Origin of the sequence: Sneathiella chungangensis (genome assembly GCF_009882935.1) — a bacterium.
Lineage (GTDB): Bacteria > Pseudomonadota > Alphaproteobacteria > Sneathiellales > Sneathiellaceae > Sneathiella > Sneathiella chungangensis.
The window spans coordinates 317,774-331,536 of record NZ_WTVA01000003.1 but is presented as its reverse complement, the minus strand read 5'-3'; the positions used below and the strand labels follow the sequence as shown (position 1 = coordinate 331,536).

Genomic DNA, 13,763 nt, shown 5'->3' with positions numbered 1-13,763 from the left:
AGCCGTCATGACCCGCCCCCGCCGCAGCTCAGGCGGAAAACTGTTCTATATTCGCCAGAGAAATTGGAAAAAAAGACGCGCATTGGCTAGTCCCGCCCCGCCAATCGGATTTAATAATTCCATACGAGCGCTTTTGTCTGGTTAGGAGAGCTGGAGGAAATCATGAGTGCAGCACAAGGCCGCAGCGGCCGGAGGGGGCGCGATGCGCGCCGGGAAGCCCGGGCAAGCAACGCCGCCCGCCATATCCCCTATATCCGGCGGAATATCCCGATTACCAACCTCACCAGCAATGAGGCGCTTGAGATCATCGAGGCAAATGCCGACACGATCCTTGAGGAAATCGGCCTTGATTTCCGCGACGATCCGGAATCGCTTCAGCTCTGGAAGTCCGTCGGCGCCGATGTGCAGGGCGAACGGGTGCATTTCCCGAAGGGCCTCTGCCAGCAACTCCTCAAAACCGCGCCCGCCGAGTTTACCCAACATGCCCGCAATCCGGCCAATAATGTGCAGATCGGCGGCAATAACACGGTCTTCGCGCCGGTCTACGGCCCGCCCTTCGTGCATGACCTCGACAAGGGCCGCCGCTACGGCACGCTCAAGGATTTCGAGAATTTCGTGAAGCTCGCCTATATGGCGCCCGCCATGCATCATTCCGGCGGCACGGTCTGCGAACCGGTCGATTTGCCTGTCAACAAGCGGCATTTCGACATGGTCTACAGCCATATCAAATATTCCGACAAGCCTTTCATGGGCTCCGTCACCGCGCCGGAGCGGGCGCAGGACAGCGTGGATATGGCCGCCCTCGTCTTCGGGGAGGAGTTCGTGCAGAACAACTGCGTGATGCTGAACCTGATCAATGCCAACTCCCCCATGACATTTGACTCGACCATGCTGGGGGCTCTCAATACTTACGCGGCGAATAATCAGGCCTGCGTCGTCTCGCCGTTTATTCTCTCCGGCGCGATGAGCCCGGTTTCCGGCGCGGGCACGCTCTCGCAGCTGCTGGCCGAGGCCATGGCGGGCTGCGCGCTGACGCAGATCATCAAGCCGGGCACCCCGGTCATCTTCGGTACCTTTGTCAGTTCCATTTCCATGCAGTCGGGCGCGCCGACCTTCGGCACCCCGGAAAGCAGTCTCGTCCTCAACGGCGCGGCAGAACTTTCGCGGCGCTTGAACCTGCCCTTCCGCTCCGGCGGGTCCTTTACGGCCTCCAAGCTGCCGGACGCGCAAGCCGCCTATGAAAGTGCGCAGACCCTGCTGATGACGCTTCTCTCTGGCGTCAATTTCTCGCTCCATGCGGCGGGATGGCTGGAGGGCGGGCTTTGTTCGTCCTACGAAAAGTTTGTGATGGATATCGATCAATGCGCGATGATGGAGGTTCTCGCGCGCGGCATCGATGTCAGTGAGAACGGCCAGGCCATGGATGCGGTGCGGGAGGTTGGGCCGGGCGGCCATTTCCTCGGCTGCGCCCATACCCAGGCGAATTTCGAGGATGCCTTCTATCGCTCCCGCACCGCCGATAACAACTCGGTTGAGCAATGGCAGGCGGACGGCTCCAAGGACATGGCGACGCGCGCCAACGGCATCTGGAAGAAGATGCTGAATGACTATCAGGCGCCCGCCCTCGATCAGGGCATTGATGAGGCGCTCAAGGAGTTCATGGCAAAGCGCAAGGCGTCCTTCCCCGATTCCAACGTCTGATCCTAGCGATCCGCCGTGAAGGCCCCACCAAAGGCGAAGCGGCTGCCCGGATGATAAAGCCGGACGGTGGTGATCATCTCGTCCCCGGCCCAGGTATGCCGCTCCAGCGTCAGGACCGGTTCCCCCTCTTTCAGGCGGAGCAGGCGCTTTTGCTCCGCGGTCGGGATATCGGCGCTGATGCGGTGATCGGCATGGCTGTAGGGCATGGTCCGGATCAGGAAGCCGCTCGGCGTCTCGGCCCGAAATTCCTGCCGGATGAAGCCCGGCACCAGCGCCGGATTGACGTAGCGGTCCTCCAGCTCCACCGGCACGCCATTTTCGAAATGCAGCATCAGGCAGTGGAAAATGCGGCTTCCCTGCCCGGCCATCAGCTCTTTGAGCGCAGTCGGAACCGCGATCTCTTCCAGTCTCAGCAGCTCCGCGCTGTGAACGCCGCCGCGTCCGGCAATTTGCGCCGCAATATTACGGATCTCGAGCAGCCCTGATTCGAGCTTGCTCGGCGCCACGAAGGTGCCGGAGCCCTGACGGCGCGCCAGAATCCCCTCCTGCGTCAGTTCGCGCAGCGCCCGGTTGATGGTCATGCGGGAGGCCTTTAGCTCGGCGACCAGCGCATGCTCCGTCGGGATCCTGTCGCCCGCGCGCCATTCGCCGCTGCCGATCTTGCGGAGAATCAGGTCCTTGATCTGCTGATAGAGCGGCCCCGACCGGTCGATTACGAGTTCGTTTATATTATTCATATCCTGCCATCTTGCCTAAGCCGTCGCCGCAAGTTCCGTCATGACGGCGCGAAACCGCCAGGTAATACGGTCTTCCTGTTCATGGCGGCGGTTTTGGATCACCATCCGGCCGCCGACCGCGACATCCTTTACCACGCCGTTGTCGCCCGCGAAAAGCCAGCTGTCGGGAATTTTTTCCGCAGGCCTTCCCGCGAGCGCCGGATGCGCCGGATCGAGCACCACGAAATCGGCCACTGCGCCGGTCTGCAGGCCCGCCGGACCGGGCCGCCCGAGCGCCTGATGCCCGCCGTTGAGGGCGGCCAGAAAAATCCGCGTTCCCGTCGAATTTTCCGCATCGCCAAGGACATTGCGGGCGCCGCACGTCAGCCGCTGGCCATACTCAAGGAGCCGGATTTCTTCGGCAAGCGAGACATAGATATTGCTGTCGGAGCCAAGCGCGATGCGTCCGCCCTCATTCAGGAACGCCGCCGCCGGAAATATCCCGTCGCCGAGATTGGCCTCGGTAATCGGGCAGAGCCCCGCGACCGCCCCAGACGAGGCGATGGCCCGCCGCTCCGCTTCCGTCACATGGGTCGCATGGACCAGGCACCAGCGCTCATCAACCGCCACATTCTCCAGCAGCCATTCCACCGGGCGCTTCCCCGACCAGTCGAGGCAGTCGGCAACCTCCTTCTGCTGCTCCGCGATATGGATATGACAGGGATTTTCCGCTCCCGCACCGGCCCGCACGTCGGTCAGGAGCGCGGGATCAACGGCACGAAGCGAATGCGGCGCCATGCCGATCACGACGGCGGGCTGCCCCGCCGCCGCGGCTTGCAGCTTTTCGAGCAGTTGGAGATAGGCTTCCCCGTCGAGGATAAAGCGGCGCTGATGATCGAGCGGCGCCTGACCGCCGAACCCGCTGTAACGATAGAGGACCGGCAAGAGGGTGAGTCCGATCCCGATTTCCGCCGCGGCGGCGAGGATACGCCCGCTCATCTCCGCGGGGTCCTTAAAGGGTCGGCCGTCGCGGTCATGATGAAGATAGTGAAACTCCCCGACCGAGGTGAAGCCCGCCTTCAGCATTTCGAGATAAAGCTGCCCGGCAATCGCCTCAAGCTGGTCCGGCGTGATTTTCCCGACGAAGTCATACATCACCTGCCGCCAGCTCCAGAAACTGTCGGCGCCGGGGCCGCCAATCTCCGCAAGTCCGGCCATTGCCCGCTGGAACGCATGGGAATGCACATTCGCCATGCCGGGCAGCGCATAGCCCTTGTGAACGATATCGGCGGCCTCCGCGCGCCCGTCTCCCATCGACAGGATCTCCCCGCTTTCGGCGATTTCCAGGATCCGGTTTTGCCGCCAGCCGTCGACGGTGAGTATTCCGTCAAAAAAATGCTTGATCATACAGCGAATCCTATCATAATAATTTGTATATACAAATTCAAAAATGGAGGCGGGGAAAAATGGCGAAAGCGACGGCTGACAGGCTTTTCATCAATGCTCACCTCGCGACCATGGCGCCGGGGGACGAGCCCTTCGGGGCGATCGATGCCGATGCCCTTGCCGTCACCGGCGACAAGATCAGCTGGATCGGCCTTGCCGGGAACGGCGCACCTGAGGCCGGGGACATCATCGATCTCGAGGGCCGCTGGATCACACCGGGGCTGATCGACTGCCACACCCATCTTGTCTATGCGGGTAACCGCGCCCGGGAATTCGACATGAGCCTCAACGGCGCGACCTATGAGGAAATCGCCGCGAAGGGTGGCGGCATTCTCTCCACGGTCAAGGCGACGCGGGAGGCGAGCGAGAGCGACCTCGCCGCCGAAAGCCAGGTCCGTCTTGAGGCGATGATGGCGGCGGGCGTCACCACGGTCGAGATCAAGTCGGGCTACGGCCTTGATCTCGAAAACGAAGTCAAAATGCTGGAGGCCGCCAAGCATCTGGGGGAGATCAACCCGGTCCGGGTGGTTAAAACCTTTCTCGGCGCCCATGCGCTGCCGCCGGAATTCGCGGGAGACAGTGATGGCTATATGGCCAAGGTCATCCACGAGATGCTGCCGACCATCCACGCGCTCGGCCTTGTCGATGCGGTGGACGCCTTCTGCGAGAAGATCGCCTTCTCGGAAGAGCAGGTCCGCCAGCTTTTCAAGGCCGCCGACAAGCTGAATATCCCCATCAAGCTCCATGCCGAACAGCTCAGCAATCAGCACGGCGCGGAACTCGCTGCCCATTTTCGGGCGCTCTCGGCGGATCATCTGGAATATCTCGACGAGCGGGGCGTCAAGGAAATGGCCAAGGCGGGCACGGTCGCGGTCATCCTGCCCGGCGCCTTCTATTACCTCCGCGAGACGCAAAAACCGCCGATCCAGCTGTTCCGCGACCATGGCGTGCCGATGGCGCTCGCTACCGACTGCAACCCCGGCTCCTCGCCGACCACCAACCCGCAACTGATGATGAACATGGCCGCGGTGCTGTTCCGGATGACGCCGGAGGAGACGCTGGCCGGATTCACGCGCAATGCCGCCGCTGCCCTCGGCCTGTCGCGGACACTCGGCACGCTGGAGACCGGCAAGCAGGCCGATCTCGCCATCTGGGATATCGAACATCCTTCAGAGCTTACACAAGCTATCGGTTCCAACCCGCTCTATTCACGCTATTATGGAGGCCTGCAATGACCGCGAATTCGAAGGCCGTTATTCTCGAGCCGGGACATCTGACGCTCGATGAACTCCGGATGATCTATGAGGGCGGGCGCAAACTCTCGCTCGATCCCGCCTGCCGCGACGCCGTCGAGGCGGGCGCCGCCGCCGTCCGGAATATCGTCGATAAGAACAAGACCGTTTATGGCGTCAACACCGGCTTCGGCCGCCTGGCGCAGGCAGTTATCCCGAAGGACAAACTGGAGGCGCTGCAGAGAAACCTTGTGCTGTCCCATTCGACGGGCGTCGGGCCGCTGCTGCAGGACAATATTGTCCGTCTCGTCATGGCAATGAAGACAGCGAGCCTCGCCCGCGGTTTTTCCGGCGTCCGCATGGAGGTAATCAACGCCCTCATGGAATTCCTCGATCACGGGATATATCCCTGCATCCCGGCGAAGGGATCGGTCGGCGCGTCCGGCGATCTGGCGCCGCTTGCCCATATGACCGCCGCCCTGATGGGTATCGGCGATGTCCGCTTCAACGGCGAGATCGTTCCGGCGGATGCGACGCTTAAGGCAATGAACCTCACGCCCCTCACCCTCGGCCCCAAGGAGGGTCTCGCACTGCTGAACGGGACGCAGGTCTCCACCGCGCTGGCCCTCGCCGGGCTGTTCGAGGCGGAAAAGCTGCTCGCCGCGGCGACGCTCGCGGGCAGCCTGTCGCTGGACGCGGCGAAGGGCACGGACGCGCCGTTTGACACCCGCATCCACGCGGCGCGCGGCCAGATCGGGCAGATGGAGATGGCGGCAAGCTACCGCGCGCTCATCGAGGGGAGCGAAATCCGCAAATCCCATGCCGAATGCGAGAAGGTGCAGGATCCCTACTGCCTGCGCTGCCAGCCGCAGGTGATGGGCGCCTGCCTCGACCAGATGCGCCATGCGGCCCGCGTCCTCGTCATCGAGGCGAACGCCGTTTCCGACAATCCGCTGGTCTTCGTCGAGACCGGCGAGGTCATCTCCGGCGGTAATTTCCATGCCGAGCCGGTCGCCTTCGCCGCCGATAACCTCGCGCTCGCCATCGCCGAGATCGGTTCCATGTCGGAACGGCGCATCGCCATGCTCGTCGATACCTCGATCAGCGGCCTGCCCGCCTTTCTGGTGACCAGCGCCGGCATCAATTCCGGTTTCATGATCGCCCATGTGACGGCGGCGGCGCTCACCAGCGAGAACAAGCAACAGGCCTTCCCCGCCTCTGTTGACAGTATCCCCACCTCCGCCAATCAGGAGGATCATGTCAGCATGGCGACTCATGGCGCGCGGCGGCTCCTGCGCATGGCGGAGAATACGGCGGCCATCGTCGGGATCGAGCTGCTGGCGGCGACGCAGGGAATTGAACTCCGCAGCCCCCTCAAAACCTCGAAACCGCTTGAGAAACTGCACCGCGAAATCCGAAAAATTGCCCGGCCCTATGACGTGGATCGCTTCTTCGCGCCGGATATCGAGGCGGCGAAAAAGCTGGTGATGAGCGGCAGCCTGAAGAGGCTGTTCTCCGACTTTCTTCCCGATACAATGGAGAGTTAGCATGCAAGGTGACGTTTTTACCTTAACGCGGCGCGCCTCCCCGCTCCTCCTCAGCCAGCCGCATGTCGGGCTTGAGATTCCGGCGTCCATCGAACGGCGCCTGACGGAGGCGGCGAAGGCCCGCCCCGATACGGACTGGCATATTGACCGGCTCTATCAGGGACTGGCGGAGGAGCTGGACGCGACCGTCGTGACCGCGCGGTTTTCCCGCTATGTGATCGATCTTAACCGGGACCCCAAGGGCACCTCCCTCTATACCGGGCAAAGCGTTACGGAACTCTGCCCGACAACGCTGTTCGATAATTCGAAGCTTTATCTCGACGGGCTGGAACCCGATGAGGAGGAAATCGAGACGCGGCGCGGCGTCTTCTGGCAGCCCTATCACGACGTGCTGGCGGAGGAGATCGAGCGGATCAAGGCGCAGCACGGCTATGTGCTGCTCTATGACTGCCATTCCATCCGCTCCGTCCTGCCGCGCTTTTTCGAAGGGCGCCTGCCAACGCTCAATATTGGCACCGGAGACGGGGTTGCGGCGGATGCGGCGCTTACCGGAGCCGTTGGGAAAATCGCCCACGCCTCCCCCTATAGCCATGCGGTGAACGGCCGGTTCAAGGGCGGTTATATCACCCGCCACTATGGCGATCCGGCAAATAATATTCAGGCGCTGCAGATGGAGCTCGCGCAGGAGGATTACATGCAGGAAGACGCCCCCTTCGCCTATCTGCCGGAGAAGGCCGCGGCGCTGCAACCGACATTGAAACAGATTCTCGAAACCCTGCTCGACTACGGGCGCAACAGCCTGCCCAAATAAAGGATTGACCTATGACCAACCGACGAGACAACAGCCGTGTGATCAAGGCCCCGATGGGCCCGGAACTTTCCTGCAAAAGCTGGCTGACCGAGGCTCCGCTCCGGATGCTGATGAACAACCTCGATCCGGATGTGGCGGAGAACCCGGCGGAGCTGGTGGTTTACGGCGGGATCGGCCGCGCCGCGCGCAACTGGGAATGCTTTGATCAGATTCAGCGGTCCCTCCGCGATCTCAACGCCGATGAAACGCTCCTTATCCAGTCGGGCAAGGCCGTCGGCATCTTCAAGACCCATGAGAATGCGCCGCGCGTGCTCATCGCCAATTCCAACCTGGTGCCGCATTGGGCCAACTGGGATCATTTCAACGAGCTCGATAAGAAGGGCCTGATGATGTATGGCCAGATGACCGCGGGCTCCTGGATTTATATCGGTAGCCAGGGCATCGTGCAGGGCACCTATGAGACCTTCGCCGAAGCCGGACGGCAGCATTTCGGCGGCGATTTGTCGGGCAAATGGATCCTGACCGGCGGCCTCGGCGGCATGGGAGGGGCGCAGCCTCTCGCGGCGACCATGGCCGGTGCCTCCATGCTCGCCGTGGAATGCCGGCCGAGCAGCATCGATTTCCGCCTGCGCTCGGGCTATCTCGATGAGAAGGCGGATAGCCTGCCAGAGGCGCTCGCCATCCTCCGCGATGCCATTGCGCGGGGCAAGCCGGTCTCCGTCGGGTTGCTCGGCAATGCCGCCGATATCTTCCCGGAAATTCTCGAAGGCGACATGCTCCCCGACCTCGTGACCGACCAGACCTCCGCCCATGATCCGGTCAATGGCTATCTGCCGCAGGGCTGGACTTTGGATCAGTGGGAACAGATGCGCGAAAACGATCCGAAGGCGGTGGAAATGGCGGCGCGCGCGTCCATGGCGGTGCAAGTGCGGGCGATGCTGGAATTCCAGGCGCGCGGCATCCCGACTGTTGATTACGGCAATAATATCCGCCAGGTCGCGCTGGAACAGGGGGTCGACAGCGCGTTTAACTTCCCGGGCTTCGTGCCCGCCTATATCCGCCCCCTCTTCTGCCGGGGCATCGGCCCCTTCCGCTGGGCCGCGCTCTCAGGCGATCCCGAGGATATCTTCAAGACCGACGCCAAGGTGAAGGAGCTCATTCCCGATGACGCGCATCTTCACAACTGGCTCGACATGGCGAAGGAGCGCATCAAGTTCCAGGGGCTGCCGTCGCGCATCTGCTGGGTGGGCCTAGGTCAGCGCCACCGCCTCGGCCTTGCTTTTAACGAGATGGTGCGGACGGGAGAGCTGAAAGCCCCCATCGTGATTGGCCGCGATCATCTGGATAGCGGCTCGGTCGCCAGCCCCAACCGGGAGACGGAGGGGATGAAGGATGGATCGGACGCGGTCTCCGACTGGCCGCTTCTCAATGCACTCCTCAATACCGCGAGCGGGGCGACCTGGGTCAGCCTGCATCATGGCGGCGGCGTCGGCATGGGCTTTTCCCAGCATGCGGGGATGGTGATTGTCTGCGACGGCACCGAGGAAGCGGACAAGCGCATCGCCCGCGTTCTCTTCAATGATCCGGCGACGGGCGTGATGCGTCACGCCGACGCCGGATATGAGGAGGCCATAGACTGTGCGAAAGAGAATGACCTCAATCTGCCGTTCCTGAAGAACGTCTAGAGCTTGATACCGAGGCCGTTCGCCGCCTTGGTCAGCATATTGGTCGTCTGGTCATTGCCGCTGGTATATTCGGCCTGCGTCGCCGGATCGGCGATTTCCGCCCAATGCTCGGCGATCTTCTCCGGCGTCCTCTCGTCTTCGGCGAGCCATTTGCCGCCCGTCTCATAGACGATGCTGCGCGCATAGGTACCCGCGCCCGCCGTGATGATCGTACGGTTGGGGCTGTCGTCGGAGACGATATAAAGAAGCGCCGGGGTCACCGATTCCGGTGTCAGCAATTCAAGCAGATTGTCAGGGATCAGCCCTTCGGTCATCCGGGTCGCGGCGCAGGGCGAGAGGGCGTTCACCTTGATGCCGTATTTCGCGCCCTCGATCACCAGCGTGTTCATCAACCCGATCACGCCCATCTTGGCGGCGCCATAGTTGGTCTGGCCGAAATTGCCGTAAAGCCCGCTCGATGACGTCGTCATGGCGATGCGGCCGTAATTCTGCTCGCGCATGATGTTCCAGACCGCCTTGGAGCAATTGACCGAGCCCATCAGATGCACATCGAGCACGAAGGAGAAGTCCTTCATCTCGACATTCGAGAAGGACTTGTCGCGGAGGACCCCTGCGTTATTCACGAGGATGTCGACGCGGCGCCATTTATCCATGGCGTCGGCCACCATCGCCTCAACCTGCGCCATATCCGTGACATTGGCGCCGTTGGCGATCGCCTCGCCGCCCGCCGCCTCGATCTCGGCGACAACTGCCTTCGCCGCATCGGAAGACCCGCCGCTGCCGTCGACCGATCCACCAAGATCATTGACAACCACTTTCGCGCCACGCGCCGCAAGGCAGAGCGCATGGCTGCGCCCAAGACCGTTGCCGGCACCGGTGACAATCGCCACCCTGCCATCAAACCGAATGCTCATCTTCTCTCCTTAACGTTTTGATTTTACGTAATTTTCTTATTCGCCAACAAAGGTCATGCCGAGCCATTCGACAATCAGGGCCGGCTTGTCCGATCCCTTGATTTCCACGGTTACCTCGGTCTTGGTGAGATATTGTCCCGGGCGTTTCTCATCGATGCTGAGCACCTTGGCGGTGACGCGGATTTCGCTGTCCACCTTGACCGGCTGCAGGAACCGCAGCTTGTCGATACCATAGTTGATGCCCATCTGGACATTCTCGACCTTCGGCTGGATTTTCGGGACCAGCCCGGCCAGCAGCGACAGGGTCAGGAAGCCATGGGCGATGGTCGAGCCGAAAGGCGTTTCCTTGGCCGCGCGTTCCGGGTCGACATGGATGAACTGGAAATCGTCCGTCGCCTCGGCGAATTTATTGATGCGGTCCTGATCGACCTTGAACCACTCGCCGGGTCCGTAGACGGTGCCGACAGAATTCAAAAAATCGGCTTTGGATAGTGTCATTGTCATTATTGTTTCCTTCCAAATCAATTTGAGCAGTTTTTCTAGCGAATTTTTTGCGCCCGCGATAGTCCCTATTCCTCGGCCGCGAAATTCAGACGCGGTTCCAGCGTTCGATCTCCTTGGCCGTTATCATCGGCGTGATCGTCTCGACAAACTCGGCGAAATGGCGGGAGGCGAGATGCTCCTCGAAGGCCGCCGCGTCCTCGTATAGCTCATAGAGGATGATCCGGCCGGGATTATCCACATCGACGCAGATGTCGAAATAATGGCAGTCAGGCTCCAGGCTGAGGGAATTTTCCGCCTGCTTCTTCATTTCCTTCATGAAGGCCGCCTCTTTTCCTGGAATAATATCGAAACGCGCCGTCACCGCCAGTCTGCTTGTCGTCATTTCATTTTCCTCCCTGTGGCATGCCATAGCCTTTCGTGAACTGCGCCCTGACCTCCTCCATTTCCGCCTCAGTCAAGAGGACCGGATCGCCGATCTGCAGGATGCGCCAGTAGGTTTCGCAGAGCGTCTCCACCTCGACGGCGAGCGCCAGCGCCCGCGCAAGGCTCGCCTCCGCCGCCAGCAGGCCATGATTGGCGAGCAGGCAGGCTTTGCGCCCCTCAATCGCCTTCAGTGCGTTATCGGAAAGTTCCTGCGTGCCGAAGGTCGCATAATCGGCGCAGCGGATCGTATTGCCGCCCGCCACCGCGATCATATAATGAAAGGGCGGCAATTCCATCCGCTGGCAGGCGAGCGTCATCACCCCCTTGCCATGGGTATGCACCACCGCGCCGAACTCCGACCGCGCCGCCAACAGGTCGTGATGGAACCGCCATTCGCTCGACGGATTGCGCTTGCCGCTCACTTCCCCATCGAAGGACATCTCGACAATATCCTCGGGCTTGAGGTCGTCATAGGCCATGCCCGACGGCGTGATCAGATAGCCGCCCCCAAGGCGGACGCTGGCATTGCCCGAGGTTCCCTGATTGATGCCGAGCGCGTTCATCTTCCGCACGGTCGCAATCAGTTCCTGTCGCTCTGCAAGGCCGTTCATGTCAATAAATCCGATTGCCGACGAGGCCCTTGTCCGACGTGCTTAAATTCGCGAGTTCCCCGTATTCATAACGCATCCGCCAAGACAGCAGCTCCTGCAGGCAGTCGAGGACGACGCCCTGGTAATCCGGTTCCTCGGCGAGATTGCGCGTCTCGTCCGGGTCGTTCTTCATGTCGAACAGGAGCGGCGGCAGGGCGGCGAAATGCACATATTTGAACTCGGCGTCGCGATGGACAAGAAGATTGCATTCCCTGGACGAAATACCGAGCCGCTTCTCCGGCAGGCTGTCGACGGGATCGCGGAAATCATAGAGCCAATGCACCGCGCGGCGCCATTTCGCGGGCGTTTCCCCGCGCAGGAATGGCATCAGGGAATGGCCGTCACATTGGCGCGGGACCGGGCGGCCCAGTCCTTCAAGAATGGTCGGCATCAGATCGACGGATTCGGTAAATTCGCTCACCTGGCGCCCGCCGCTTGCCTTCCAGCTTTTCGGCGGCTTGATGATCAGCGGGATATGGAAACTCTCGTCATAAAAGCCGATTTTTCCCCAGAGGTAATGATCGCCGAGCTGCTCCCCATGATCGGAGGTGACGACGATCAGCGTCTCGTCATAGCGGCCCTGCGCCTTCAATGTCGCGATGATGCGGCCGAGGTTGTTATCCGCCTCGGTGATCAACGCCTGATAGGTGGCGCGAAGCTGCGCCACCGCCGCGTCATCAAGATCGACCGCGCGGCCCTCTCCGCCCATGAAAAAGGCGCTCTGCGGGATCATCTCGTAGAGGAGGCCGAGGGCCGGATGCATTGCCCGCATTTCATCGCGCGTCGCGCCCTGCACCGGCGGCGGCATGTCCGCCGGATCGTAACGGTCATGATATTCCGGCGGCGAGATAAAGGGCGGATGCGGCCGCAGGAAGGTCAGGTGATGGAAAAAGGCGGTTGACGGCTTTGCCTCCAGATCCGCGATCAGCTTGTCGGCGAGCCAGTGGGTCTCGCTGTCCTCCGCCTTGAACCGGCTCGGCGCGAACAGCGGGTGGCGGCCCGGCGGCAATTGATAGGCGGGATCGGGATGATAGATCGCATAGCCTGGCCCTGGAATCTCGTAGCCCTTCGCCGCGAGATAATCGAGCCAGGGTATGCTGTTCGCCGCCAGCTGCTGGCCCACGGTGAAGCCCGGCATGACGCCCTCATAGGTGAGGAATGCCTCATGATCCTCCCCCAGTATGCGCGGATCCGGGGTCGTGTCCGTATAACCCCAGAGGGTCGGATCATAGCCGGAGCTGCGCGCCTCCAGCGCGAGATTGGTCAGGCTGTGATTGAGCGGCGTGCCGTTCCGGATGGAGCGGTGATTGCTCGGATAAATGCCGGTGAGAAACGTGGTGCGCGACGGACCGCAAGGGGCAATGCAGGTAAAATGATTGAGAAAGGCAACCCCCTCACCGGCGAGGGCGTCCAGGTTCGGCGTCCTGATGATCGGATTGCCCGTCGCGCCGAGATGGTCGGCCCGCCACTGGTCCAGCGTGACGAAAAGAACATTGGTTTTCGTCATCAGGAAATGTTCAGCCCGTTGAGCGACGCGGCGATATCCTGCGAAAGCTCCCCCAGCAGCTTGCTGAGCGCATTGGCGTAGCTGTTGTAATCGCCGGGCGTCGCCGCCGACTCATAGGTTTTCGCATGGCGCGCGAGCACGACATTGTCATAGAGCGCCTTGATATGCCAACGCACCGTGAGGCGCGCGACGCCCGCCCCCGTCTCGGTGATATCGATGACATTGACGGCCACCTGAAGCGACTGCTTCGTCGGTCGGAAATCGGCGGGATAGGCGAAGACCCTTTCCGCGCCGATCAGGGTCGCGATATTGCTGGTCAGCACCCGCTTGATGGCATCGCTTAAGGGTTCCGCCCAATGGTCGAAATCGGACACATTGATCTCGGCGCCGCTGCCGAATGTGACGATCTGCGGCCGGTCGGCATATCCCGGAATCTGCACCGGACCGATGCCGACGGTGGCCCCCTCGGCAAGCGACAGGCCGCTATCCGCCGTCAGGCCGACCGCCGTTTTCAGGATATAGAAATTGGTCGGCGCCGATCCCGGCAGGCCGCCGCAGGCCGAGGGGGCCATCAGCAGGAGGATCGCAAAAATTCGTCCAATTGGGCGCAGGCTAGGCAAGGTCATA

The 13,763-nt window shown here is 61.7% G+C and carries 13 protein-coding genes; 5 read left to right on the top strand and 8 right to left on the bottom strand.

Features of this window, described 5'->3' with window-relative positions; translation table 11 throughout:
- The first annotated feature begins 162 nt into the window (after window positions 1-162).
- Entirely contained in the window at window positions 163-1,701 is a 1,539-nt protein-coding gene (locus GQF03_RS08640; RefSeq protein ID WP_161338837.1) for a trimethylamine methyltransferase family protein, read from the top strand.
- A gap of 2 nt (window positions 1,702-1,703) precedes the next feature.
- On the opposite strand, the gene hutC is transcribed toward GQF03_RS08640, so the two are convergent.
- Together hutC and GQF03_RS08630 are read right to left on the bottom strand one after the other, a co-directional pair.
- On the bottom strand, window positions 1,704-2,438 hold the full coding sequence (hutC, locus tag GQF03_RS08635) for a histidine utilization repressor (protein WP_161338836.1): 735 nt from the start codon (window positions 2,436-2,438) through the stop codon (window positions 1,704-1,706).
- 15 nt (window positions 2,439-2,453) lie between these two features.
- A complete protein-coding gene (locus GQF03_RS08630; protein WP_161338835.1) occupies window positions 2,454-3,824 on the bottom strand; it encodes a formimidoylglutamate deiminase in 1,371 nt (456 codons plus the stop codon).
- 59 nt (window positions 3,825-3,883) lie between these two features.
- Between GQF03_RS08630 and hutI the strand changes: the two genes are divergently transcribed.
- The 4 genes from hutI to hutU are packed head-to-tail and all read left to right on the top strand — an operon-like array spanning window position 3,884 to window position 9,138.
- Window positions 3,884-5,098, top strand: coding sequence for an imidazolonepropionase (gene hutI / locus GQF03_RS08625; protein ID WP_161338834.1), 1,215 nt, complete (start codon window positions 3,884-3,886; stop codon window positions 5,096-5,098).
- Window positions 5,095-6,642 (top strand): histidine ammonia-lyase, encoded by a 1,548-nt coding sequence (hutH, locus tag GQF03_RS08620; RefSeq protein WP_161338833.1) that lies wholly within the window; start codon window positions 5,095-5,097, stop codon window positions 6,640-6,642. Before hutI ends, hutH begins: the two co-directional genes overlap by 4 nt.
- A 1-nt stretch (window position 6,643) precedes the next feature.
- A complete protein-coding gene (gene hutG, locus GQF03_RS08615; RefSeq protein ID WP_161338832.1) occupies window positions 6,644-7,453 on the top strand; it encodes an N-formylglutamate deformylase in 810 nt (269 codons plus the stop codon).
- Window positions 7,454-7,464: 11 nt separating this feature from the next.
- On the top strand, window positions 7,465-9,138 hold the full coding sequence (gene hutU / locus GQF03_RS08610) for a urocanate hydratase (RefSeq protein WP_161338831.1): 1,674 nt from the start codon (window positions 7,465-7,467) through the stop codon (window positions 9,136-9,138).
- Here the strand turns inward: hutU and GQF03_RS08605 are convergent.
- From GQF03_RS08605 to GQF03_RS08580, 6 genes are all read right to left on the bottom strand, one after another.
- Window positions 9,135-10,052, bottom strand: a complete 918-nt coding sequence (locus GQF03_RS08605; RefSeq protein WP_161338830.1) for an SDR family NAD(P)-dependent oxidoreductase — start codon at window positions 10,050-10,052, stop codon at window positions 9,135-9,137. The two genes, hutU and GQF03_RS08605, sit on opposite strands and share 4 nt — an antisense overlap.
- 36 nt (window positions 10,053-10,088) lie before the next feature.
- On the bottom strand, window positions 10,089-10,556 hold the full coding sequence (locus GQF03_RS08600) for a MaoC family dehydratase (RefSeq protein ID WP_161338829.1): 468 nt from the start codon (window positions 10,554-10,556) through the stop codon (window positions 10,089-10,091).
- An 85-nt stretch (window positions 10,557-10,641) separates the two neighbouring features.
- A complete protein-coding gene (locus GQF03_RS08595; RefSeq protein ID WP_161338828.1) occupies window positions 10,642-10,938 on the bottom strand; it encodes a putative quinol monooxygenase in 297 nt (98 codons plus the stop codon).
- 1 nt (window position 10,939) lies between these two features.
- Window positions 10,940-11,590 (bottom strand): class II aldolase/adducin family protein, encoded by a 651-nt coding sequence (locus tag GQF03_RS08590; protein ID WP_161338827.1) that lies wholly within the window; start codon window positions 11,588-11,590, stop codon window positions 10,940-10,942.
- Window position 11,591: 1 nt separating this feature from the next.
- On the bottom strand, window positions 11,592-13,136 hold the full coding sequence (locus GQF03_RS08585; RefSeq protein WP_161338826.1) for an alkaline phosphatase family protein: 1,545 nt from the start codon (window positions 13,134-13,136) through the stop codon (window positions 11,592-11,594).
- On the bottom strand, window positions 13,136-13,762 hold the full coding sequence (locus GQF03_RS08580; protein ID WP_161338825.1) for a PqiC family protein: 627 nt from the start codon (window positions 13,760-13,762) through the stop codon (window positions 13,136-13,138). The genes GQF03_RS08585 and GQF03_RS08580 overlap by 1 nt, the downstream gene beginning before the upstream one ends.
- Window position 13,763: the final 1 nt, after the last annotated feature.